Annotated in this window: 19 protein-coding genes; 9 read left to right on the forward strand and 10 right to left on the reverse strand. The window is 65.4% G+C overall.

All coding sequences use genetic code 11. The features are described 5' to 3' along the window. The first annotated feature begins 10 nt into the window (after positions 1-10). A complete protein-coding gene (locus tag ACQY78_RS00785) occupies positions 11-1,105 on the forward strand; it encodes an alpha-ketoacid dehydrogenase subunit beta (RefSeq protein WP_428681826.1) in 1,095 nt (364 codons plus the stop codon). On the opposite strand, the gene ACQY78_RS00790 is transcribed toward ACQY78_RS00785, so the two are convergent. Next, a complete protein-coding gene (locus ACQY78_RS00790) occupies positions 1,102-2,079 on the reverse strand; it encodes an NAD-dependent epimerase/dehydratase family protein (protein ID WP_428681828.1) in 978 nt (325 codons plus the stop codon). The genes ACQY78_RS00785 and ACQY78_RS00790 overlap by 4 nt on opposite strands. 170 nt (positions 2,080-2,249) lie before the next feature. On the opposite strand from ACQY78_RS00790, the gene ACQY78_RS00795 reads away from it, so the two are divergent. Both ACQY78_RS00795 and ACQY78_RS00800 read left to right on the forward strand, forming a co-directional pair. Next, positions 2,250-4,280 (forward strand): B12-binding domain-containing radical SAM protein, encoded by a 2,031-nt coding sequence (locus ACQY78_RS00795; RefSeq protein ID WP_428681830.1) that lies wholly within the window; start codon positions 2,250-2,252, stop codon positions 4,278-4,280. Between the two features lie 15 nt (positions 4,281-4,295). Further along, a complete protein-coding gene (locus ACQY78_RS00800) occupies positions 4,296-5,270 on the forward strand; it encodes an aldo/keto reductase (RefSeq protein ID WP_428681832.1) in 975 nt (324 codons plus the stop codon). On the opposite strand, the gene ACQY78_RS00805 is transcribed toward ACQY78_RS00800, so the two are convergent. Next, on the reverse strand, positions 5,224-6,441 hold the full coding sequence (locus ACQY78_RS00805) for an HAD-IIIA family hydrolase (RefSeq protein WP_428681834.1): 1,218 nt from the start codon (positions 6,439-6,441) through the stop codon (positions 5,224-5,226). The genes ACQY78_RS00800 and ACQY78_RS00805 overlap by 47 nt on opposite strands. Further along, entirely contained in the window at positions 6,438-7,499 is a 1,062-nt protein-coding gene (locus tag ACQY78_RS00810) for a hypothetical protein (RefSeq protein WP_428681836.1), read from the reverse strand. The genes ACQY78_RS00805 and ACQY78_RS00810 overlap by 4 nt, the downstream gene beginning before the upstream one ends. Before the next feature lie 420 nt (positions 7,500-7,919). On the opposite strand from ACQY78_RS00810, the gene ACQY78_RS00815 reads away from it, so the two are divergent. Beyond that, positions 7,920-9,038 carry a tetratricopeptide repeat protein gene (locus tag ACQY78_RS00815; protein ID WP_428681838.1) on the forward strand — a complete coding sequence of 373 codons (1,119 nt, stop codon included), beginning with the start codon at positions 7,920-7,922 and terminating at the stop codon, positions 9,036-9,038. 25 nt (positions 9,039-9,063) lie between these two features. Next, positions 9,064-10,641, forward strand: coding sequence for a hypothetical protein (locus ACQY78_RS00820; RefSeq protein WP_428681840.1), 1,578 nt, complete (start codon positions 9,064-9,066; stop codon positions 10,639-10,641). A 67-nt stretch (positions 10,642-10,708) separates the two neighbouring features. Here the strand turns inward: ACQY78_RS00820 and ACQY78_RS00825 are convergent, their stop codons facing one another. Continuing rightward, the gene (locus tag ACQY78_RS00825) at positions 10,709-12,040 is read right to left on the reverse strand and encodes a UDP-glucose dehydrogenase family protein (RefSeq protein ID WP_428681842.1); all 1,332 of its coding nucleotides are present in this window, start codon (positions 12,038-12,040) and stop codon (positions 10,709-10,711) included. 156 nt (positions 12,041-12,196) lie between these two features. On the opposite strand from ACQY78_RS00825, the gene ACQY78_RS00830 reads away from it, so the two are divergent. Beyond that, positions 12,197-13,690 carry a leucyl aminopeptidase gene (locus tag ACQY78_RS00830; RefSeq protein WP_428681844.1) on the forward strand — a complete coding sequence of 498 codons (1,494 nt, stop codon included), beginning with the start codon at positions 12,197-12,199 and terminating at the stop codon, positions 13,688-13,690. Between the two features lie 8 nt (positions 13,691-13,698). Then, on the forward strand, positions 13,699-14,151 hold the full coding sequence (locus ACQY78_RS00835) for a DNA polymerase III subunit chi (protein WP_428681846.1): 453 nt from the start codon (positions 13,699-13,701) through the stop codon (positions 14,149-14,151). A gap of 1 nt (position 14,152) precedes the next feature. Here the strand turns inward: ACQY78_RS00835 and ACQY78_RS00840 are convergent, their stop codons facing one another. Then, the gene (locus ACQY78_RS00840) at positions 14,153-15,238 is read right to left on the reverse strand and encodes a hypothetical protein (RefSeq protein WP_428681848.1); all 1,086 of its coding nucleotides are present in this window, start codon (positions 15,236-15,238) and stop codon (positions 14,153-14,155) included. A 14-nt stretch (positions 15,239-15,252) separates the two neighbouring features. Beyond that, the gene (locus ACQY78_RS00845) at positions 15,253-16,290 is read right to left on the reverse strand and encodes a cyclase family protein (protein WP_428681850.1); all 1,038 of its coding nucleotides are present in this window, start codon (positions 16,288-16,290) and stop codon (positions 15,253-15,255) included. A 136-nt stretch (positions 16,291-16,426) separates the two neighbouring features. On the opposite strand from ACQY78_RS00845, the gene ACQY78_RS00850 reads away from it, so the two are divergent. After that, positions 16,427-17,656 carry an MFS transporter gene (locus tag ACQY78_RS00850; RefSeq protein WP_428681852.1) on the forward strand — a complete coding sequence of 410 codons (1,230 nt, stop codon included), beginning with the start codon at positions 16,427-16,429 and terminating at the stop codon, positions 17,654-17,656. Positions 17,657-17,659: 3 nt separating this feature from the next. Here ACQY78_RS00850 and ACQY78_RS00855 read toward each other — a convergent pair whose 3' ends face one another. Further along, complete coding sequence (locus ACQY78_RS00855; RefSeq protein WP_428681854.1) at positions 17,660-19,537, reverse strand: ABC-F family ATP-binding cassette domain-containing protein; 1,878 nt, start codon at positions 19,535-19,537, stop codon at positions 17,660-17,662. Between the two features lie 125 nt (positions 19,538-19,662). Here ACQY78_RS00855 and ndk point away from each other — a divergent pair, with 125 nt between their 5' ends. Then, entirely contained in the window at positions 19,663-20,085 is a 423-nt protein-coding gene (gene ndk, locus ACQY78_RS00860) for a nucleoside-diphosphate kinase (RefSeq protein ID WP_428681856.1), read from the forward strand. 74 nt (positions 20,086-20,159) lie between these two features. Here ndk and ACQY78_RS00865 read toward each other — a convergent pair whose 3' ends face one another. From ACQY78_RS00865 to purM, 3 genes are read right to left on the reverse strand one after another with little or no spacing between them, the layout of a single operon-like run. After that, positions 20,160-20,363 (reverse strand): aa3-type cytochrome c oxidase subunit IV, encoded by a 204-nt coding sequence (locus tag ACQY78_RS00865; RefSeq protein WP_298317426.1) that lies wholly within the window; start codon positions 20,361-20,363, stop codon positions 20,160-20,162. A 41-nt stretch (positions 20,364-20,404) separates the two neighbouring features. Then, a complete protein-coding gene (purN, locus tag ACQY78_RS00870; protein ID WP_428681858.1) occupies positions 20,405-21,055 on the reverse strand; it encodes a phosphoribosylglycinamide formyltransferase in 651 nt (216 codons plus the stop codon). Further along, positions 21,043-22,134, reverse strand: coding sequence for a phosphoribosylformylglycinamidine cyclo-ligase (purM, locus tag ACQY78_RS00875; protein ID WP_428681860.1), 1,092 nt, complete (start codon positions 22,132-22,134; stop codon positions 21,043-21,045). The genes purN and purM overlap by 13 nt, the downstream gene beginning before the upstream one ends. Positions 22,135-22,217: the final 83 nt, after the last annotated feature.

The raw sequence follows: 22,217 nt of genomic DNA on the forward strand, positions 1-22,217 counted from the left end.
GGCTTGAAGCATGAACGTCTCTACGAAAGAGCGTCCGTCGACACAGACGCGCGTCCTGTCCTATGCCGGTGCCCTGCTGGAGACCATGGATGCGGCGCTGGCCGACCATCCGAACACCTTCATCATGGGCCAGGGCGTCGACGACTTTAAGGGCATCTTCGGCTCGACAACCGGCCTCGCGCAGAAGTACGGCGCCGACCGCGTGTTCGACGTGCCGCTGATGGAAGAAGGCATGACGGGCGTGGCGATCGGTGCCGCGCTGGTCGGCGACTATCCGATCACAACTCATATCCGCGCCGACTTCTCGTTCCTGGCGATGAACCAGATCGTCAATCTGGCCTCCAAGTATAGCTACATGTTCGGCGGCATCATGTCGTGCCCGATGCTGATCCGCCTGGTCGTCGGCCGCAGCTGGGGGCAGGGCGCACAGCATTCGCAGAGCCCGCAGGCGACCTTCGCCCACTATCCCGGCCTGACGGTCGTGATGCCGTCGACCAGCCAGGCGATCCTGGACATGTACCCGCAGATCATCGCCCGTCATCCCGGTCCGGTGGTCAGCATCGAGCACCGGCTGCTCTACAATCTCGAATTCTCGGTTTCAGCCGAGACTCCGTCGAAGCCGATCCCGCTCACCAGTTATGTCGCCCGAGAAGGGCGCGACGTGACTGTTGTGGCGACGTCGGTGATGGTGCTCGAGGCGTTGCGTGCGGCACAATACGCAGCCGAGAAGGCGGGCATCGAGGTCGAAGTCATCGATCTCAATTCCATCAGCCACCCGGACTGGGAGCTCGTAATCGGCAGCATCCGCAAGACGGGCAGGCTGGTCATTGCCGACACGTCCTGGCTTGAATACGGCGTGGCGGGAGAGGTTTGCCGCCAGGTCATGATGCGCGACCCCTCGATGCTGCGGCAGGCGCCGGCGATGCTCGGCATGGCCGCCGCGCCCTGTCCGACGGCGAAGAGCCTCGAAGACATCTATTACCCCAGCCAGCACGAGACCGTCGAAGCGATCCTGACCCAGGTGCGCGGCAGCGGCCACGGCATCGATTTGCCGGTCGAGCGATCGATGACCGAAGGCTACAAGCGCTTCAGGGGACCGTTCTAACGATGCGCGGGGCTGGCCGGGTCGTTCCGGTACCAGGCCAGCGTTCGCTTCAGGCCCTCAGCCAGGGATAGCTTCGCCTCGAATCCCAGCAAGGAGCGCGCGAGACCATCGTCCATCAGCCGCACCGGAACCGTACTGGGTTTCGACGCGTCGAACGTCACCTGGGCGTCGGAGAAGCCGTCGACGTCCAGCAGCGTTTCGAGGACCTCGCGGACGGCATAGCCCCGGCCGGCGCAGATGTTGACCGCGAGGAAGGGCAGGTCCGTCGAGGCAGCGGCCAGCGTGCCCTCCACAAAGTCGTCGACGTAGATCAGGTCGCGGATGTCGTCGCCCGTGCCCCAAACCTGGAGCGGAGACTGCCGCTCGGCGACCCGCCGCACGAGCGCCGCCGTGAAGTGGCTTACGGCGAAGTCGAACTTGTCGTAGGGGCCGTAGACGTTTGAGGGGCGGATGACCACGGTGGGCATCGGCTTCGCGATCTTCTCGGCATAGGTCCGGCAGAGGATTTCGGCGTAGCGCTTCATCCAGCCCGCCGGGAAATAGACTTCCTCCGGATCTCCGTTGAACATCTCCGCCTCGGTGACTGGCCGGGGGCCGGTGCCCGGATAGGCCGCGCCGCTGGAGACGAAGCAGACCTTCTTCACCTGTGCCTGGTAGGCGGCCTCGAGAATGAGGGTGTTGATCAGGACGTTCGGCGTCACGTGGACGAGAGGGGTGGTCCGGATGACACCCGCGCCGGAGGTCTGCGCCGAGCAGATGAAGACGATGTCCATGCCCTCGACGACCCGGGCGCAATCCTCGGGGCGCCGCAGGTCTGCCTGCAAGACTTCGGCGTCCGGAAATGCGACCTGCAGGGGCTTCTGGTGGGCCGTGAGGCGCAGTTTGGCGCCGAGGGTGGCCAGTTTCCGCGCGAGATTGGTTCCCAGGAAGCCCGCCCCGCCGGTGATCAGAACCTTTTTGCCTGCAAACTGCATCTCGCCCCCGGTACGCCCAAAAATCCCTGCTGGACCATGGGATTATGCCAGTCAATCCTATTGCAATGCGAAGTGGGCCGCTCTACCTCTCAGGGCGACTTCCACCGACATATCATCCACTCACCTTGGCTGGATTCCGCCAAGGGACCGAGGACAACGGGGCGCAGCGAATGTCGACGCCACACGCCGAAGAAGCCACTGTGCAAGCGACGCCGCCGACGAAGCCGTTGGTCGTTGGGCTCGTCCAGATCAACAATTCCTTCTCCGGCCAGAATTATCTGCCCTATTCGGTCGCCTTGCTGCAGACCTATGTGAAGAAGTTCGCAGCCCGGCCCGAGCTCTACCGGTTTCTGCCGTCGCTCTACAAGCGCGTGCGCATTGCCGATGCGGTGGAGGCCCTGAAGGACGCCGATATCGTCGGCTTCAGCACGTATGTCTGGAATGGCCGGATCTCGCTCGAGATTGCCCGTCGCCTGAAGGCTTTGAAGCCCGGCATCGTCATCATCTTCGGCGGGCCGCACGTGCCCGATCAGCCTGAAGCCTTCATGCGGGCCAATCGCCAGATCGACCTCGCGGTCCATAACGAGGGCGAGCGGACCTTCCTGAAGCTGCTGGAAACGTTCCACGATCGCTCGACATGGGAGACCATTGCGGGCGTCAGCATGGTGAAGGCCGACGGCAGCTTCGTTCGCACCAAAAATCTAGACCGCGTTCGCGATCTCGACGAAATTCCGTCGCCGTTCCTCGAAGGCGCCTTTGACGAAATCATGGCGGAGAACCAGACGGAAAGCTGGATTGGTCTCTGGGAAACCAACCGGGGCTGTCCCTTCCGGTGCACGTTCTGCGACTGGGGCTCGGCCACGGCCGGCAAGGTCACCAAGTTCGGCGAGGAGCGGCTCTATCGCGAGGTCGATTGGTTCGCGGACAAGAAGATCGAGTACATCTTCTGCTGCGACGCCAACTTCGGCATCCAGAAGCGTGACGTCGACATCGCCAACTACGTCGCCGACGTGAAGCAGACGACCGGGTATCCGGTGGCCTTGTCCGTGCAGAACACCAAGAACGCGACGGAACGTGCCTACGAAACGCAGAAGATTCTCTCCGATGCCGGCCTGAACAAGGGCGTGGCCCTGTCGATGCAGAGCGTCGACATGCCGACCCTCGAGGCGATCAAGCGCGACAACATTTCGCTCGGCACCTACATGGAGCTGCAACGCCGCTTCACGCGCGACAAGGTCGAAACCTACTCTGACCTGATCCTCGGCCTGCCCGGCGAGACCTACGAGTCCTTCGTGCGCGGCGTCGACCTGCTGATGGAGAACGGCCAGCACAACCGCATCCAGTTCAACAACCTGTCGATCCTGCCCAACGCCGAGATGGGCGATCCCGCCTATCAGGCGAAGTACGGCATGGTCACCGTTGAATCGAAGATCATCAACATCCACGGCGAGCGCATCGAGCTCGACGACGATGTGCCGGAAGTCCAGGACCTGGTCATCGCCACCGCGGCGACGCCGCTCGACGACTGGCGCCGCACGCGCATCTTCTGCTGGATGACGGCGCTGCTCCACTTCGACAAGCTGTTCCAGATCCCGCTCATCCTGGCGCACGGCATCTCCGGCATTTCCTATCGCGACATGATCGAGGCCTTCATGGCGGCCGACGCGAAGCGGTTCCCGACCATCGCGCAGATCAACGCCTTCTTCGAGAGCGAGGCCCGGTCCATCCAGCAGGGCGGATCCGAGTACGTGTTCTCCAAGGAATATCTCAACATCTTCTGGCCGGCCGACGAGTACATTTTCGTCAAGCTCACGGCCGAGGGAAGGTTCGACGCCTTCTACAAGGAGGCCGGCGAACTCCTGTCGGAGACCGTGCGCGCGCGCAGCGACGGTCTTCCGATCGAGATCGTCGAAGAGGCGGTCAGGCTGAACCACGCGCTGGTGCATCAGCCCTTCGCCCGGGGCGATGTAAAGGTGAAGCTCAGCTACGACCTGCTGGACTATTGGAATAAAGTCCGCGGCGGTGAGCCCGCGCTGCTGCGCAAGGTCCCGATCGTGGTCGAAGTGGACCGCACCAGCCGGCCTTACGACGACTTCCAGAAATGGTGCCGCGAGATCGTCTGGTGGGGCAACAAGAAGGGGGCGTATCTCTACTCGCCTCGCGCCGTCGAGATCACGCCCGAGTTGGCCGGACACTACTGAGCCTGCGGCCCGGCGATGAAGTATCGTAAGCTGGGCGTGACCGGCATTCTGGTCTCCGAGGTCGGATTCGGCGCTTGGGGGATCGGCGGAAGAACGACCGGCGCCACATCCTACGGCGATACCGATGACGCCCAATCCCTGAAGGCGCTTCACCGGGCGCTGGACCTCGGCATTACCTTCTTCGACACCTCCAGCGCTTACGGTTCGGGGCATAGCGAAGTCCTGATCGGAAGGGCGGTGGCCGGTACGCGCCACAAGGCCGTGATCGCCACCAAGGCCGGCTACGACGATTGGACGAAGCCGCCGGATTTCTCGGCGACCGCCATCAGGCGTTCGACGGAGGCCAGCCTGAAGCGGCTCGGGACGGACTATCTGGACGTCCTGCAACTCCACAATCCGCCCTCGGAGGTCCTGGCCGCCGGAGAGACGACCGAGATGCTCGCGTCATTGCTGGCCGAGGGCAAAATCCGGTCCTGGGGCGTTTCTGCAAAGAATCCCGCCGGTGCGGTCGAAGCGTTGCGCGTCGCGGGTGCGCCGATCGTTCAGGCCAACTTCAACATGATGGACGTCCGCGTCGTAACCGAGGGGCTGCTCGACGAGGTCGCCCGCCGGGGCGCGGCGTTTATCGCCCGGACGCCTCTTTGTTTCGGCTTCCTCACGGGAACGATCGACCGAAGCACCATCTTCGCAGAGGGCGACCACCGGGCGGCTTGGTCGCGCGCCCAGCTCGACAACTGGATTGACGGAGCGCGCGATCTGATCTCCGCAGCCTCGGCGATGCCGGGCCGGGAGGCTGTGCTGAGTGCGCTGCGCTTCTGTCTTTCGTTCGATGCCGTTTCGAGCGTCATCCCCGGTGTGCTGCACCCGGCTGAGGCCGAGACGAATGCCCAGGCGAGCGAGCAGGGGGCTTTGCCGGCCGAGGTCGTCGAAAGGGTCCTGGCGATCAACGCGACGCGGGATTTCTTCGTCTCGCCGGTACGCGCGTCCTGATGAAGTCGAGCAGGTTGCCGCCGGGAAACTGGTGACCGGCGATGCCGGCAGCCGCCGCCGCCTGCATGTCGATGTCGCGGTCGCCGATCATGAAGGATTCGTCCATGTCGACGGGCCACTCGTCCCTGACCTTGAGGATCATCCCGGGACCGGGCTTGCGCAGGTTTGAACTCCGCCGATAGCGTTCGACGGCGCCTTCGGGATGATAGGGGCAGTACTCGAAGCGATCCACGTGCGCGCCGCCGCTCTGTAGTTCGCGCTGCATCCAGGCATGAAGCGAGTTTACCTCGCCTTCGCCATAGTGGCCGTGGGCGACGCCGGCCTGGTTGGTGATGACGAACACGTAGTAGCCGGCATCGTTCAGCCAGCGGATGGCGTCCCTTGCGCCGTCTATCCAGCGGATCTGGTCCGGCCGGTGAACGTAGTTGTCGTCGTGATTGATCACGCCGTCGCGGTCGAGGAAGGCCGCCGGCCGGCGGACGAACGCCGGCATGGCTTCCTGTCCGCGCGCGAAGTCTTCCGGGATGCCGATATCGATGAAGGTGCCCTCGGTTGCGAATCCAAGCAGGGCGCCTTCCGAAGCGAGCGGGGGAAGAATGTCGTTTTCGAGCGAGCAAGGAACGCTCCGGATCCTGTCGAGGACCCGACGCCGGACCAGATAGATGCCGGCGTTGATGGGCAGATCGCTTTCCCCCTTGGGCAGGAAGCGCGTTATCCGGTCGTCCTCGGTTTCCACGCGTCCGTACCGTCCGCCCCGGACGCCGCGCGCGAGCGCGAGTTGCAGGGTCCAGTCGTCCCGGTCGAGCGCGGGCACCAGCGACAGCCAGTTGAAGCCGAAGAAGGAATCGCCGTTGAAGAGGAAGAAGACGGGATCGAGGGCTTCCGCGGCATTGACCAGAGCGCCGGCCGTGCCGGCCGGTGCTGCTTCGACGATCACCTCGATCGACAGGCCGCCGACGACCTTGCCGTCATAGTTGCGGACGACTTCGCCGGCATTGTGTCCGGCCAGCAGCAGCAGCCGCTCGAGCCCGAAGCGATTGGCCTCGCCGATCAGGTAGTCGAGGAACGGCCGTCCGCCGACTTCGAGAAGGGGTTTGGGCGTGCTTTCCGTGAGCGAGCCGAGGCGCGTCCCTCTGCCACCCACCAGGCAGACGGCCTGCCGCACGGTCATGGTGTGTCCCAGGCGGCGCGCAGCACGGTTCGTTCGGACAAGGCTTCCCGCGCCAGCCCCCAGTCGGCATCGTTCGTCTCGAAGGATGTGTCGTTCCTCGCATATCGGGCGGCCTTGGCCACGAAGTTGCGCTCGATCGAGGGGGCGAGGATTTCCTCCAGGCCGCGGACCCGCCGGCGGGGATAGTCGAGCCAGACCCGGAGCGCCATGGCGAGCTCGCGCCGATGCCGCGCGACCAGATAGTGGTCGAGCCGAAGCTGCCAGTCCTTCCAGACGGTCGCCGTGCGCTGTGCGTGTGTGTTTCCGTGGATGACCTTGTAGATGCACTCGTCCTGCCAGTGGATCTCGGACGCTCCCTGCGCTGCTGCGGCATGGAGCGCGATCGAGTCCGAATCCAGGCAGAGCACGCTCGGATCCTTCTGGTACGCGCGGATATCGTGCCATCTCTGGGTCGACATGAGGATGAAGTCGCCGCAGGCATTGGTGTGCAGGTCCCGCATCTTCCAGTCGATGCTATGCGTCAGGCGGTCGTTCCTGTGGACGGTGCTGCGCGCGAGCGCGGCCAGGAGCTGGTCGTCCGGAAGGTCGAGCCAGCTCTCGTCCTCCATGCGCGCGTCCAGCCGGTCGCACCGATAGACGCAGCCATCGTCCAGAGTGAGCTGGCCGAGCCGTGCGACGAGCTGCTCCGAATAGAACGTGTCCAGCGCCTTGGGCGTAACGAACTTTCCCCTGGCTCGCCTGATGCCGACGTTCGCGGCGTTGTTCACATGCATCCCGCGCGTCCGCCACCCTTGCAGGCCTTCGTGATGCTGAGGGGGAACGACGATGAAACGAACCGTCACATTCCCTGTGGGACCCAGCGAGCCCATTTCCTCTGCGAGAAGAGGCCGGTCGGGCGGAGGATTCCACTCGACGACGATCAACTCGGAGGGAACCTTGTGTTTGTCCAGCTGGCGGACGAGGACTCCAAGGGCGTGTTCCAGCCGCTTTTCGTAGTTCGGCGTGTAGCCGTCGTTTCGTGCCCAGCCGACAATGCTGAGATAGGGCTGAACTACCATTCAATGACACCTGCTCGAGCCGAATCCGCATCGCCCGAGGCGCAAGGGATCAAATTCTGGTTTTGCGAGTCGGTCGCACCCGCGCACAATTGTGCCGAGCGTGGCTCCCACTGACGGTTTATTTCCCGGTAGGAGGAGCCAGCGACGTGTGCTGCAAAGGCCGTACTCATCTGTTGGTTTGTTATCGATGCGGTAGGATTCCGTCAAATTCCCGCAGGTTGGTGCCGAATGGCGCACCGTGGGGCGGGGTGCCTTGACGCGCCGCCGACGCTAAGTTAGCGGACAGGATTGCAGCGGATTGCAGGCAATCGGAGCTATCTGACACTTCTGCGAGTTGCCCCGGCTTGGGGTGGCTCCAGGCCGTTTCAGCGGTATCTGGCCCCCTTACCGTGCAGGAGCAATTGAGTGAGTAATTCAGGGATGTTGTTGCGGCTGTCGGGAAGCCTGCGGGGGACATTGGGCGCCAGGCGACGCCAGCCGGCGGACGAGTGGACTCCCGGTCAGAACGGAAGCGAAGCGGAGCACCTGTTTCTGCGCGCCATGGCACTGTATCGCATGGGCGATGGGCGGGCCGCCATCAATCTGCTCCGACAGGCGACGGCGATCGCACCGTCCTTTGCGGATGCGATCGAGGCCGAAGGCGAAGTCCTGGACATGAGCGGCGATACGGCTGCGGCGCTGGCCAGGTACGAGGAAGCGCGCAGGCTGAGGCAGAAGGGGCGCCCCGGGGCCCCCGACCGGCATTTCGTGCTGCGCCAGATCGGGTCCCATACTTCGGAAATCGTCGCCTACACGAGAGTCCTCAAGTCCCTCAAGAAATTTGCCCTGCCCAATCTGGCGAGGGGCAATGCCTATCTTGCCGATCGGCAGCCTGAACTGGCACTGGCCGATTATGAACGCACGCTGAAGCTTCATCCCGGCTCTCTGGACGCCTTGGCTCTGAAGGCGGAGGCGCTGTCCGCCCTCGGTAAGTATGCAGCGGCCATCGAAGATCTCGACAAGGTCATCGCGGCGAACCCCAAGTCACCCGACGCCCTGAATGCGCGAGGCATCGCGCATATGGCCCTCGGGCATGTCGATCAGGCCAACACCGATTGGCGACGGCAGCTCGAGTTGCTCGACGGTCGCCCGGCGGCGAGCGCTTATGTCGCCCTGCGTCTTGCGGACTATGAGGTCGCGCTGCCGCACCTCGAGACGATGGTGAGGAACGACAAGCGCGATTCGTATTGGGCCTTTTACCTGCGCACCGCCCAAATCCGACTTGGGCGGGCTCCGACCACCACGCAAGCAGCCATCGGAGATGAATGGGTCACCTCGCTACTGGCCCTGCAGGCCGGATCACTCTCCAAGGAAGAGGTGATCGTCCGTGCCGACTCTGCCGGCCGGCGAGCCGAGGCGCTGTTTCAACTCGGAGTGATGGCCCACGCCGGCGATCGTTCTGCCGCGCGCGCTTATTGGCAGGAGGTCGTGGACCTCGGCCAGGCAGCGCTCGTCGAACATGCGGCTGCCCGAAACGAATTGGCGCGTTCTCCTTCCTGAGTGATCGACCCTCACGCGAGGTACCATGTTTTCCGTCATCCTGTACGGCCGCAACGACACCCACGGCTACAATCTCCACAAGCGAGCGGCCATCAGCTTCAACGCGATCGCCGAAGTGATGTCGGACCCGGACGACGAGATTCTCTTCGTCGACTACAACACGCCGGACGATCATCCGACGTTTCCGGAGGCGATCCACGACACGCTGACCGAGAAGGCCAAGAAGGTCTTGCGGGTGTTGAGGATCCGTCCCGAACAGCATGCGCATCTCAAATCCAAGACCCATCTCGTGGCGCTGGAGGCCCAGTCGCGCAACGTCGCCTTGCGCCGCTCGAATCCAAGGAACCGCTGGGTCCTCTACACGAACACCGACATGCTGCTCGTGCCGCGAACCGAGGGGGAATCGCTCAGCGACATCCTGGGTTCAGTCCCGGACGGCTTCTACCAGATCCCGCGCTTCGAGTTGCCGGAGATGCTGTGGGAGGCCGCATTCGACCGCCGGGATCCCGCGGGCAATCTCGCCAAGCTGCGCGACTGGTCTGTGCGCTATCACCTGAACCAGGTCGTCCACAATTTCATGCCCATGAAGTACGACGCCCTGGGTGATTTCCAGGCCGCCCTGCGCGAGGACATGTTCGCCATCCATGGTTTCGACGAATCGATGCTGCTGGGCTGGCATTGCGACTCGAACCTGGCCGCGCGTCTCGCCCTCTATCGCGGGCGGGTCGACACCCTGATCGACAAGCTGTTCGGCTACCACTGCGACCATACCCGTGTCGCCGCCGCGAACAACAAGGGCCGCCAGACCCGGATGAACAATCAGGACGACTACATCTGGAACGTGGCGACGCCGTACGTGCCGGCGCAGGCGGACAATTGGGGATGGCCGGACGTCGAGATCGAGGAAATCAAGCTGGATCGCGACACTTCCTACGAGCGCTTCACGGCGGGTCTCGACGCGGCCCTGAAGCCGGCCACGGCACCCTATACGGCGACGAGCCTCGAATGGCATCTCTACGACGACCTGACCTACGATCTCGATCATACGCTGCCCTTCGTCACCGATCAGATGTTGACCTATCCGCGCTCGACGGCGGTCATGGTCGTGGCAGCGCGCCGGCCCTTCGTCGACCGGTTCGTGACCGCTTGGAAGGCGATGGGCTTTACCGGACCGGTACTGGTACCGAACGAGTGCGAAGGCCTCCCGACGGATCTGCCGGGGCAGGTGAGTGGCTCCTTCGAGGAATTGTTGCCGAAGGCGGAGATGTTCATCTTCGAGTTCGGCCTGGCAACACAGCATGCCGACGAGCCCATACGCACGGGGCGCGTGGCCGGGCCGCTCGATAGCAAGCGGCTCAAGGCGGTTGCGAAGTTGTTCAGGCAGGCCGCCGCGACGGAGGCGGAAACCCGGCCCCCGGGCCGGCGGACTCCGCGGCGCTTCGTGGGCGTGAACGTCATCTACAACAAGTTCTGGCCGCTGTTCACCGACTACGTCGGTGCCAACATCAACCCGTTCTGCAGCCAGGTGCTCGCCGGACTGCCGCGCGTCGATCCGAGCCTTCGCGGCAAGGTGCTGCGGTTCCGCGGGCGTCGCGCGATCTAGGCGTCCCGCGAGGACGCATGAAAAAGCCCGCTTGAAGCGGGCTTTTTCTTTGCGGGCGAAACCGACCCTAGCGTCCAGCTCCCAGATAGAGCAGGTCAGCGACTTCCTCGAACTGGTCGGCGGGCAGGGTCCGCCACAGGTCCAGAACGGTCAGGCGCTGGCCGTCGCGCTTGCACCAGGCCGGCGCAATCTCCTTGTACTGCGGCCAGCCGGTCGCGACGATCAGCAGGTCGCACTCGCGCACCGCGCCCTCGATCGAGGAGGCGCCGACCACCTTGTCGCCCAGGACGGCCAGTGCCGCATCCTGGGCCAGCGGATCGTGCACGGTGACGACATAGCCCGCATCGGCGAGCTTGGCGGCGAGCTTCACGCTGTGGCTCTCTTCCACCACCGGGGTGTGCGGCTTGTAGGAGAGGCCGAGGATGGCGATGCGCGTGCCCGCCTTGGCGAACTTCGAGACGAGGGCGGAAAGACGCTCGACCTGGAAGTTGTTGATGCGGTCGGTCGCCTCGGCCACATCGGCGCGCGCGCCGATCTTGCGGGCGAAAGCGGCGAAGGCCACGTTGTCGCGCGGGAAGCAGGGGCCGCCATAGCCCATCGCGCCCTTGAGGTACTTCGCGCCGATGCGGGTGTCAGCGCCCAGCGCCTTGGTCACCGCGTCGACGTCGGCGCCCGGAATGCGGTCGCAGATGTCGGCCAGCATGTTGGCGTAGGAGATCTTGGTGGTGACGTAGGTGTTCACCGAGATCTTGGTGAGCTCGGCGTTCACGAAGTTCATGCGCTGCACCGGCGGCTTCTTCTCGCACATCTGCAGGTAGATGGTCTGCAGCATGTCGCCGGCCTTGCTGTCGCTCTCGCCGATCAGAATCGAGTCGGGGAAGAGCATGTCGCGCACGACGCTGCCCAGCGCGATGAATTCCGGATTGTAGCAAAGGCCGAGGTCGGGACCGACCTTACGGCCGGAGGCGGCCTCGAGCGCATCCTTGATCTCGGTGCCGGTCGTGCCGGGCATCACCGTGCTGGTGATGACGACCATGTGATAGCCCGTCTTGTTCTTCAGGGCCTTGCCGAGCGTCTCCATGGCCTGGAGCACGAAACGGTTGGAAAAGAAGCCGGTGCTGTCCGACGGGGTCGGGACGATCACGAAGCTGGCGTCGCTCTTCTGGATCGCCTCGTTGGCGTCCATGGTCGCCGAGAGGCGATCCGTGTTGGCAGCGATCAACTCGTTGAGCTGCGGCTCGACGATCGGCATCTTGCCGGCGTTCATCGCGTCCACGAGCGTCTTGTTCACATCCAGGCCGATGACGGTGAAGCCGCGGCTGGCGAGGACGGCGGCCAGAGGGGCGCCGAGCTTGCCGAGACCGACGACCGAGACGCGAGGCAGAGTTGCTGTGGTCATTTCCATGTCCGTTTTGAGGGCCGGTACTGATACTGGCGCTGGCGTCCCGATGCCACCCCGATTTTGCAGGGGCGCGGCGGACAAACACAGCTTGCGCGGTCCCGTCGCAGGGGCGAAATATCGGGTAGAATCAGGCGCCAGGCGCAGGGGATGTGGATGAAAGTGGAGTTTTTGGCCTTTCCGAAGGCCTTTTCCGGCAATGTTGCGGTTCTCGTCGGGGCCGGAAAGCAGCTCCTCGCGACGGCCGAATCCGTCGACAAGGCCGCAGACGGGGCCGTCGCGCGCGCTCTGGAGGCGGGGCGCTTCACCGGCGCCAAGGGCCAGACCCAGACCTTGCTCGGCCAATCAGGTGATATTGCACGCCTTCTGTTACTTGGAATCGGCAAGGGCGAGGAACTGGATGCGCGGGCGGCCGAGGAGCTGGGCGGCGTTGTCGCAGCCGAGGCCAATGCCGCGGGCCATACCGCCGTTACCGTGGTGATCGACCCGGTCAAGGGCAGCCGCCTGTCGCCGGCCGAGATCGCCGCCCATATCGCCCTGGGCGTCCGGCTGCGCAGCTACCGTTTCGACAAGTACAAGACCAAGGACAAGCCGGAGCAGAAGCTGTCGCTGCAGCGGCTCACCGTCGTCCTGGCCACGCCCGCCGATGCGCGCAAGGCCTACGGCCCGCTCGAGCCGGTGGTGGATGCGGTGTTCCTGACCCGCGATCTGGTGAGCGAGCCGCCGAATGTTCTCTATCCGGTGGAATTCGCCCGCCGCGCCAAGGAGCTCACCAAGCTCGGCGTGAAGGTCGAGATCCTGGGCGAGGCCCAGATGAAGAAGCTCGGCATGGAGACCCTGCTGGCCGTCGGGCAGGGCAGTGGGCGCGACTCGCAGCTCCTCGTCATGACATGGATGAACGGCCCGAAGGGGCAGGCGCCCGTCGCCCTGATCGGCAAGGGCGTGTGCTTCGATACCGGCGGCATCTCGCTGAAGCCGGCCGCCGGCATGGAAGACATGAAGTGGGACATGGGCGGTGCCGGCGCCGTCACGGGGGCCATGAGGCTGATCGCCGGCCGCAAGGCCAAGGCGAACGTCGTGGCAGTGTGCGCGCTCGTCGAGAACATGCCGGACGGCAATGCCCAGCGTCCGGGTGACGTCGTGAAGTCGATGTCGGGACAGACGGTCGAGGTCATCAACACCGACGCCGAAGGCCGCCTGATCCTGTGCGATGCCATGTGGTACGCGCAGGAGAAGTTCAAGCCGCAGGCGATGGTCGAGCTTTCGACCCTCACGGGCGCCATCATCGTGGCCCTCGGCCATGAGCGGGCGGGCCTGTTCTGCAACGACACCGAGCTATCCAACCGCCTGCGCGCGGCCGGTTCGGGGATCGGCGAGAAGCTGTGGCGCATGCCGCTCGGGCCGAAGTACGACAAGCTGATCGATTCCGAGATCGCCGACATGAAGAACGTGGGCAGCGGGCGCGATGGCGGCTCGATCACGGCAGCGCAGTTCCTGCAGCGTTTCGTGCAGGAAGGCGTGGCCTGGGCCCATATCGACATCGCAGGCGTGGCCTGGTCCGGTAAGGGCGACACCACCACGCCCAAGGGGGCGACCGCCTTCGGCGTGCGCCTGCTCGACCGGCTGATCGCCGAGAACTACGAGCGCTGACCCAGCCGATGGCGACCGAGGTCAATTTCTACCATCTGACCCGATCGTCGCTGGAAGACACGCTGCCACGCCTGCTGACCAAGACATTGCAGGCGGGGGAGCGGGCGGTGGTGCTGCTCGGGTCGCCGGAGCGGGTGGATGCGTTGAACACCCATCTCTGGGTCTACGATCCCGACGGCTTCCTGCCGCACGGCGCGGCCCGCGACGGTGAGGCCGACCGGCAACCGGTCTGGCTGACGCATCTCGACGAAAATCCGAACGGCGCGAATTTTCTGTTCGTCGCCGACCGGGCGAAATCGGAGAAGGTCGGGGACTATAAGCGCTGCTTCGAACTGTTCGACGGGCGCGACGAGACAGCCGTCGACGACGCGCGCGAGCGCTGGAAGGCCTACAAGACCGCGGGGCACGCGGTGGCCTATTGGCAGCAGACCGAGACCGGCGGCTGGGAGAAGAAGGCTTGAGCTAACGCCTGTCGCGGGGCCTCAGATAGGCCTGCCAGGCCGCGGCCAGGCGTTCGCGCAACGGGATCGGACCTTCGGGGCGGTAGAAGTCCGGCGGATCGGATTCGAAGCGAGCCATGTAGCTGCGATAGTCGAGCGGTCGGGCGCGATCACGCTGGGCCTGGGCGGCGAGCAGATCGAGGCCACGATCGACATTGATGACCGGCTTCAGCCTGTCGCGACAGCCGAGCAGGAGTTCGGCGGCGGCATCGGGCACGTCCCAGGCCGACAGGATCGCGGCCAGCTTGGCCACTTTCTCGGCGCTGAGGCCCGCAAGCTTGGCCGGACCGTTCTGGCCAGGCAGATCGAGGGCGTAGTAGGCCTCGCCCTGGAAGGGGCGACCGGAATGGGTCTCGGCCGGCGTCGGCCAGATGTAGCGGGCAGGGAGTGCGCGCGAGGAATAATTGCGGACGTCGAGCCGGAAGAGATCGAATCCGTGACGGCGCATGAAGCGGTCGGTGTTGTGGAACGCATGCTCGTCGGCGGCGCCATCGCCCACGAAGTTCACTTCCATCTGGACGGCCAGCAGGTTCGCCGGCAGCCGTCCTTCGAAGCTCTGCAGGATTTGCCAGTCGATGCCGTCGGTATCGATCTTCATGTAGTCGAGATCGGTCCAGCCTCGCGCCGCCAGAAGGTCGGGCACGACCACCGGCTTCGCCGGATCGGCCAGTCCGGTTAGTTCCCAGGCATTGTGCCGGAGCTGCTCCTCGGTGGAGGCCGTTCGCAGCTTGGCGTCGCGGATTTCGCGGGTGCGCATGAAGCTCATGCGATCGCGCATCTTCATGATCAGCGGTGCGGCCGGCCCGGCCGACAGGTCGATCGGCCTGTCCGCGCTCGGGCTCACGAAAGCCGCCACGTAGGAGACGTCGGGGTTCTTCTCCTCTGCGGCGAGACGCTGGCATTCGCCGGCGCTGGCGTCGATTCCCAGCGCCTTCAGCCTGTCGCCGAAGGCGCGCCATTTCGGATCGAGGCCGCCGGAACAACCGATGTCCAGCAGCGCGAACCGTTCCGCCTTCAGCCCCTGGGCGACGAACGCCGTGAACGACATCGCGACGGCCGACCTCAGACCGTGGCGACCGGGGTCGCGGGCGAGCCGACGGCGCCCGGCAGGCGGAGCGGCGGCGCCGTCAGCAGGAAGCGCGAGCGCTGCCTCTCGCGCAGCCACAGCGCCAGGTCCTTCAGCCACCAGATCTCGCCGAGATTGAGTCCCAGCTTGAACAGGCAGTGATTGTGGAGCGGCAGCGACGGATGGTCGGCATCGTCGGGACCGGGTTTGGCCGGCACGGCCTCGACGCCGTAATTGTCGGCGATCAGTGCCGAGATCTGGCTGTCGGTGATCCACTGCAGCAGGCGCTTGTCGCGACCGTCGAGCACGCAGCACATCGCATGCGCGCGCGCCGGGTCGACGTTCTTGTTCATCTTCATGATCTCGTCGGTGAAGCCTGTGTACAGAAGCAGCATGTCGCCGGGTTCGACCACGACCTTGTCGGCGTCGAGCACGCGCTTGAAGTCGTCGTAGCTCACATACTTGTGGTCGCGGCCGTAATGCTTCTCGAGATCGACCAGGACCGCACGGCCCTGAATTGCCTTGGCCGCCATGTTCTCGACGCCGAGCTTGTGGGCGTAGGAGAGGTGGCCGCACCCGTCGCGTCCGGCGTCCGGCTGCGGGCCGACCACGTCGGAGCCGGCCTTGAAGCCGTTGTAGTAGAGCGGCTCGGGCACGCCGTCGCCGTCGGCATCGAACATGCCGCCGACATGGGCCAGCGTGTCCCACTGCGTCGAGTACTGCAGCGTCAGGATCACTCGATCGTCGCTGGCCACGTCCATGAACAGCGGGTTGATGCTGTTGGTCAGGAAGTTGAAGCGCCAGCCGTTCTCGTCGCCGGTAGGCGAGAGCACCGGGGGCAGGCGGCGCGGGTTCAACACATTGCCGCCCGGGAAGTCGAGCGGGAGGCTCAGGCAGAACGATATTCCTTCCTTCACCTCGGCAATGCCTTCGATCACCTTCTTCGGCGTGATCAGGTTGAGGCGGCCGAGCTGATCGTCGTCGCCCCAGTCGCCCCAGGTCGATCCTTCAGGGCGATGTTTCCAGCGCTTCATGATGCGTTTCTCCCTCTTGCCGGCGGGGACACTACAAGGGCCGCCGGAGCGCGTCATCACATGCGCATGGCTCCCCCGCGCAATTCCGGAAACGTTCGCCATGCGGATCGCTTATGATGATCAGGACGAGGTTTGCATGTCCGCTGTCACCACAACGCCGCTTCAGCATGATTTCAGGGTGATCAGCCTGATCGGCGTCGCCCACGGGGTGAGCCACTACTACCAGCTCGCCTTCGCGACCATGCTCCTGATCGTCCGGCAGGAAGCCGGGCTGAGCTACGCCGATGTCGGCCTGCTGGCCGGCATTTTCTATGGCGTCTCCGGGATCGCGCAGACGGCGGCAGGCTTCGCGGTGGACCGCTTCGGCGCCCGCCCCATCCTTGCCGGCGGCCTGTTCGTCGTCGGCCTCGGTCTCGCCTGCATCTCGGTCGCGCATTCCTTCCTGGGGTTCGCCTGCATCGCGGTCATTGCCGGGCTGGGCAATTCGGTCTTCCATCCCGCTGACTTCGCGCTGCTGAATTCTTCGGTGAACGCGCATCGCCTCGGCCGTGCCTTCAGCATCCACGGGCTCGGCGGATCGCTGGGCTGGGCGGCCGCACCGGTGATGTACTTCCTCGACAGCATGTTCGGCTGGGTGGGGGCGGCGCTGATCGGCGCCTTGCCCGGCATCGTGCTGTCGGGGCTGGTGCTCGTCCATCGCGAGCAGCTGGTCGATCACAGGGTCAAGGTGCGTGCGGCCGCGGCGCAGGCCGGCGGCCGGCCGGGGCTGGCGCTGTTCCTGCAGCCGGCGCTGCTGCTCTGCCTCGCATACTTTGCGCTGATTGCTGCCAACACGGTGGGCATCCAGCAGTTCGCCGTACCTGCCTGGAGCGGCATGTTCGGCGTCACCGAGAACTATGCCGCGTTCTGCCTGATCGTTTTCATCGGCGGTTCGGCGGCGGGCATCCTGGTCGGCGGCTATTTCGCCGACCGCGTCCGCCGGCACGACCTCGTCGCAGCATTCGGTCTGCTCACCGCCGCCGCCCTCACGGTGCCGATCGCGACACAGACCGTGTCGCCGACGCTGCTGCCGGTGCTGCTGGCGCTGGCGGGCGCCGCCGGCGGCATCACCAATCCGTCACGCGACATGATCGTGCGCGGCGCGACACCTCCCGGGGCGTCGGGCAAGGTCTTCGGCTTCGTCTATTCGGGGCTCGACATCGGCTCGTTCGTGGCGCCGCCGCTTTACGGCCTGCTGATGAACATCGGCAGGCCGGCCGTAATCTTCTGGATCGCCGTCGGGCTCTACACGTTCAATGCCGGCATGGTGATGCTGATCCGCAACAGCAGCACGCGCCGGCCTGTCTATCCGGCGGCCGCCGACTAAAGGTCAGGCGGCGGCTTCCAGGGCTTCCTGGGCGGACAGCCAGCGCTTTTCGGCGTTTCCGACCTCACGCTCAAGACGGGCCTTTTCCTTCTGCAGGTCGGTCACGACGCTGCCAGGGCCGGCATAGATCGCCGGATCGGCGAGCTTGGCCAGGACACCGTCCAACTGTTCCGTGAGACGCGCCAGCATCTTCTCGGCGCTGTCGACGGCCTTCTTGAGCGGCGCCTTGTTGCTGCGATTGTCCGCGGCTGCCTTGCGCTGGTCCTTCTTGCTGCCGGCATCGGCCGGCTTCTCGGCCTTCGGCGGGCGTGCGCCGCGCTCCTTCAGGAGCTTGGCCTGGTACTCGTCGATGTCGCCATCGAAGGCCTTCACCGTTCCGCCCTGGACCACCCACAGCGCGTCCGCAACCATCTTCACCAGATGCGTGTCGTGGCTCACCAGCACGACCGCGCCCTCGAAGTCGTTGATGGCGTCGACCAGCGAGGCGCGCGCGTCCATGTCGAGATGGTTGGTCGGCTCGTCGAGCAGCAAGATGTGCGGCGCGGTGCGCGTGGCGAGCGCCAGCAGCAGGCGGGTCTTCTCGCCCCCCGACATGACGCCGACCTTGAGGTTGGCGCGGTCGCGCGAGAAGCCGAAGCGGCCGAGCTGGGCGCGCACCTTGGCCTCGCCGGCGCCGGGCCCGAGCGCACGGGCCATGTGGTCGAACGGTGTCGCCTCGAAGTCGAGACCTTCCTCCTGGTCCTGCGAGAAGTAGCCGACCCGGAGCTTCGGCGTCTTCTTCAGCTGGCCTTCGCGTGGCTCGAGCCGCTGTGAGAGCAGGCGGATGAAGGTCGACTTGCCGTTGCCGTTCTGGCCGAGCAGCGCGATGCGGTCTTCCATATCGATGCGCAGGTCGAGGTTGCGCAGCACCAGCGGCCCGTCGGGATAGCCGACGGACACGTCGTCGAGCGTCTCGATCGGCGAGGCCAGAATCTCGGGCGAGGGGAAGTTGAACGAGATGCGCTCGTCGATCGGCACCGAGGCGACGGGCCCGAGCTTCTCGATCATCTTCATGCGCGACTGGGCCTGGCGCGCCTTGCTGGCCTTGGCCTTGAAGCGGTCGACGAAGGCCTGCATGTGCTTGCGCTGCGCGGCGACCTTGGCCTGTTGCGCGGCATCGTTGGCAAGGCGCTCGGCGCGCGTGCGCTCGAAGAAGTCGTAGTTGCCGGTGTAGGCGACGAGCTTCTGCTGGTCGATGTGCACGATGTGATCGCACACGTCGTTCAGCAGGTCGCGGTCGTGGCTCACCATCAGGACGGTGTTGCGGAAGCGCTTCAGATACTCGGTGAGCCAGATCATCGCCTCGACGTCGAGGTGGTTCGACGGCTCGTCGAGGATGAGGAGGTCCGGGCTGCTGAACAAAGTTCCGGCCAGGGCCACGCGCATGCGCCAGCCGCCGGAGAACTCGCCGCAGGGGCGGGACTGTTTCTCGTTGTCGAAGCCGAGGCCGTTGAGGATCGAGGCCGCGCGGGAAGGTGCAGCGGCCGCGCCGATTTCCTCGAGCCGGGCGTGGATCTCGGCCAGGCGCACGCCATCCTGGCAGGTCGCATCCTCGGCCAGCAGCGCGCTGCGCTCCACGTCGGCCGCGAGCACGGCGTCCAGCACCTTGATGTCGCCGCCGGGCGGGTCCTGCGGGACTGAACCGACGCGGGTGCGGCCCATCAGGTTGATCTCGCCGCTGTCGGCCTCGATCTGGCGCTGGATGAGGCGCAGCAGCGTCGACTTTCCGGCGCCGTTGCGGCCGACCAGGCCGACCTTCCAGCCGTCGGAGAAGGCCGCGGAGGCGCGGTCGAACAGTACCCGCTCGCCGTGGCGGAAGGAGATATCACTGATGTGGAGCATGGGCGGCGCCGTTTACCATGCGCTTTGGCCGCAAACCAAGCTCATTGGGCACGCTTGCCCGGTCCCAACCCCGCGTCTATAAGGCGCGCCCAAGCATTGAAATCACTGCCTCCAAGAGGGAATTCATGGCCGTCGAACGTACTTTCTCGATTCTCAAGCCGGACGCCACTCGCCGGAACCTCACCGGCAAGATCAACGCCCGCTTCGAGGAGAAGGGCCTGCGCATCGTCGCCCAGAAGCGCATCCAGATGAGCCGCCAGCAGGCCGAGCAGTTCTACGGCGTCCACAAGGCCCGCCCGTTCTTCGGCGAACTCTGCACGTTCATGACCTCCGGCCCGGTCGTGGTGCAGGTCCTCGAAGGCGAGAACGCCGTCGCGAAGAACCGCGAGATCATGGGCGCCACCAACCCGGCCAACGCCGATGCTGGCACGATCCGCAAGGACTTCGCCGAGTCGATCGAAGCCAACTCTGTGCACGGCTCGGACTCGCTCGAGAACGCGGCCATCGAGATCGCCTACTTCTTCGCGGGTTCCGAGATCGTCGGCTGACGCGGCACGCGCCACCGAAACAAAAAAAGCGGCCCGAAGGGGCCGCTTTTCTTTTGGGGTGCTTGCTCCAGACGTCAGTCCAGGATGGCAAAGCCGATCAGGAGAGCGATCGAACCGCCGATGCCCAGCACGAGGCCGAGCAGCGGCAGGTGCGCGATCAGGCCGAGGGCCATGGACACCAGAAGAACGATGATCCAGAGGAGCGTGAACGTCACCAGCTTGCTGAACGACGCGTAGGTCGCCGCGTGAGCCGGAAAGTCATCCTTTGCTTCAGCCATATCTCATCCCCGCTTGAAATCGTTGGCGATCTTATATCGGACTAGGTTTCTCGGGAAAAGAGGAGCGTGGCGTCGCAGGCCACGCCTGCAACGGTGATCCTGTCGCCGTCGATCGCGATCCGGCCCTCGCCGAACCAGCGCACCACCAGCGGATAGAGGCGATGTTCCTGGCGCAGGATGCGCGCCGAGAGCGTCTCCTCGGTGTCGCCCGCCAGCACCGGCACCGCCGCCTGCGCGATGATCGGCCCCGAATCGAGATCCGGCGTCACCAGATGGGCGGTGCAGCCGCTCACGCGGACGCCGGCCTCCAGCGCCTGGCGCTGCACATGAAGGCCCTTGAAGGCCGGCAAAAGGGACGGGTGGATGTTGATCAGCCGGTCTGCCCAGCGGGCGGGAAACCACGGGCTGAAAATGCGCATGAAACCGGCCAGCACGACCAGTTCGACCCCATGGCGCTCCAGGGTTGCCGAGACGGCGCGGTCGAAGGTCTCGCGGTCGGGATGGTCGCGGTGGGAGACCGCGGCGGTCGGGATGCCGGCTGCGGCGGCGATCGCTAAGCCCGGCGCCGCTTCCCTGTTGCTCACGACGCAGCAGATCTCTGCGGGATAGTCGGCGGCCTTCGCGGCGTCGATCAGTGCCGCCAGGTTACTGCCGCGGCCGGAGATGAGAACTCCGACCCTCAGCTTCGCCATAGGCTCTCGGCATGGTCGACGACGCAGTCGGCCTCGTCGGTCGGCGCCTTCTCGATCACGCCGATCTCGCTCACCGTCTCGCCGGTCTCGGTCAGCGCATGGGCGACGCGAGCGGCATCGTCCTTCGCCACGACCACGATCATGCCCAGGCCGCAGTTGAAGGTGCGCAGCATGTCGTCGGTCGGCACCTGGCCAACCTCGCGCAGCCACTGGAAGACGCGCGGCGGCGTCCACTGGCGGGCGTCGAGGCGGGCACGCGTCCCGTCCGGCAGGCAGCGCGGGACGTTGCCGGGCAGGCCGCCGCCGGTGATGTGGGCGAGCCCCTTGATGGCGCCCGTGGCCCGGATCACCTGCAGGAGCTGCTTCACATAGATGCGCGTCGGCTCGAGCAGGGCCTCGCCCAGCGTCGCTTCGGCGAAGGGCGCGCGGTCGCTGTATTTGAGGCCGCTGCGCTCGACGATACGGCGCACCAGCGAATAGCCGTTGGAGTGCGGGCCGCTCGACGCGAGGCCGAGGACGACGTCGCCGGGGGCGATATCGGTGCGGGGCAGCAGGGCGTTTCGCTCGGCCGCGCCAACGGTGAAGCCCGCGAGATCGTAGTCGCCGTCGGCATACATGCCAGGCATCTCCGCGGTCTCGCCACCCACGAGGGCGCAGCCGGCACGGCGGCAGCCTTCGGCGATGCCGGCGACGAGGCGGCGTCCGACATCGACGTCGAGTCGGCCGCTGGCATAGTAGTCGAGGAAGAACAGCGGCTCGGCGCCCTGCACCACGATGTCGTTGACGCACATCGCCACGAGGTCGATGCCGACCGTGTCGGGGACCGCCGCTTCGATGGCGACCTTGAGCTTGGTGCCGACGCCGTCGGTGCCGGACACCAGGATCGGATCGGTGAACCCGGCGGCCTTGAGGTCGAACAGGCCGCCGAAGCCGCCCAATCCGCCCATCACGCCGGGACGGTTGGTGCTCTTCGCCAACGGCTTGATGTGCTCGACGAGGTTGTCGCCCGCGTCGATGTCGACGCCGGCGTCCTTGTAGGTGAGGGGGGGCCGATTGTGGCCGGGGGCGTCAGGCTTCAAGCCGGGCTCATTCATGCTAATACGGTGCGCGAACATAGCCAAAAACCGGACCCCCGCAATGCCGATAGGCCGCGTCTTTTCCA

This window comes from Reyranella sp., assembly GCF_965279625.1.
Lineage (GTDB): Bacteria > Pseudomonadota > Alphaproteobacteria > Reyranellales > Reyranellaceae > Reyranella.

What these genes read in the sequence shown, in the direction of transcription:
- ACQY78_RS00835 (WP_428681846.1), top strand. Translation starts at nt 13,699, where the DNA reads ATGGCGACCGAGGTCAATTTCTACCATCTGACCCGATCGTCGCTGGAA.
- ACQY78_RS00805 (WP_428681834.1), bottom strand. Translation starts at nt 6,441, where the DNA reads ATGACCGTGCGGCAGGCCGTCTGCCTGGTGGGTGGCAGAGGGACGCGC.
- ACQY78_RS00850 (WP_428681852.1), top strand. Translation starts at nt 16,427, where the DNA reads ATGTCCGCTGTCACCACAACGCCGCTTCAGCATGATTTCAGGGTGATC.
- ACQY78_RS00810 (WP_428681836.1), bottom strand. Translation starts at nt 7,499, where the DNA reads ATGGTAGTTCAGCCCTATCTCAGCATTGTCGGCTGGGCACGAAACGAC.
- ACQY78_RS00855 (WP_428681854.1), bottom strand. Translation starts at nt 19,537, where the DNA reads ATGCTCCACATCAGTGATATCTCCTTCCGCCACGGCGAGCGGGTACTG.
- ACQY78_RS00865 (WP_298317426.1), bottom strand. Translation starts at nt 20,363, where the DNA reads ATGGCTGAAGCAAAGGATGACTTTCCGGCTCACGCGGCGACCTACGCG.
- purN (WP_428681858.1), bottom strand. Translation starts at nt 21,055, where the DNA reads ATGGCGAAGCTGAGGGTCGGAGTTCTCATCTCCGGCCGCGGCAGTAAC.
- ACQY78_RS00795 (WP_428681830.1), top strand. Translation starts at nt 2,250, where the DNA reads ATGTCGACGCCACACGCCGAAGAAGCCACTGTGCAAGCGACGCCGCCG.
- ACQY78_RS00785 (WP_428681826.1), top strand. Translation starts at nt 11, where the DNA reads ATGAACGTCTCTACGAAAGAGCGTCCGTCGACACAGACGCGCGTCCTG.
- ACQY78_RS00820 (WP_428681840.1), top strand. Translation starts at nt 9,064, where the DNA reads ATGTTTTCCGTCATCCTGTACGGCCGCAACGACACCCACGGCTACAAT.
- ACQY78_RS00825 (WP_428681842.1), bottom strand. Translation starts at nt 12,040, where the DNA reads ATGACCACAGCAACTCTGCCTCGCGTCTCGGTCGTCGGTCTCGGCAAG.
- ACQY78_RS00800 (WP_428681832.1), top strand. Translation starts at nt 4,296, where the DNA reads ATGAAGTATCGTAAGCTGGGCGTGACCGGCATTCTGGTCTCCGAGGTC.
- ACQY78_RS00830 (WP_428681844.1), top strand. Translation starts at nt 12,197, where the DNA reads ATGAAAGTGGAGTTTTTGGCCTTTCCGAAGGCCTTTTCCGGCAATGTT.
- ACQY78_RS00840 (WP_428681848.1), bottom strand. Translation starts at nt 15,238, where the DNA reads ATGTCGTTCACGGCGTTCGTCGCCCAGGGGCTGAAGGCGGAACGGTTC.
- ACQY78_RS00790 (WP_428681828.1), bottom strand. Translation starts at nt 2,079, where the DNA reads ATGCAGTTTGCAGGCAAAAAGGTTCTGATCACCGGCGGGGCGGGCTTC.
- ACQY78_RS00815 (WP_428681838.1), top strand. Translation starts at nt 7,920, where the DNA reads ATGTTGTTGCGGCTGTCGGGAAGCCTGCGGGGGACATTGGGCGCCAGG.
- ACQY78_RS00845 (WP_428681850.1), bottom strand. Translation starts at nt 16,290, where the DNA reads ATGAAGCGCTGGAAACATCGCCCTGAAGGATCGACCTGGGGCGACTGG.
- ndk (WP_428681856.1), top strand. Translation starts at nt 19,663, where the DNA reads ATGGCCGTCGAACGTACTTTCTCGATTCTCAAGCCGGACGCCACTCGC.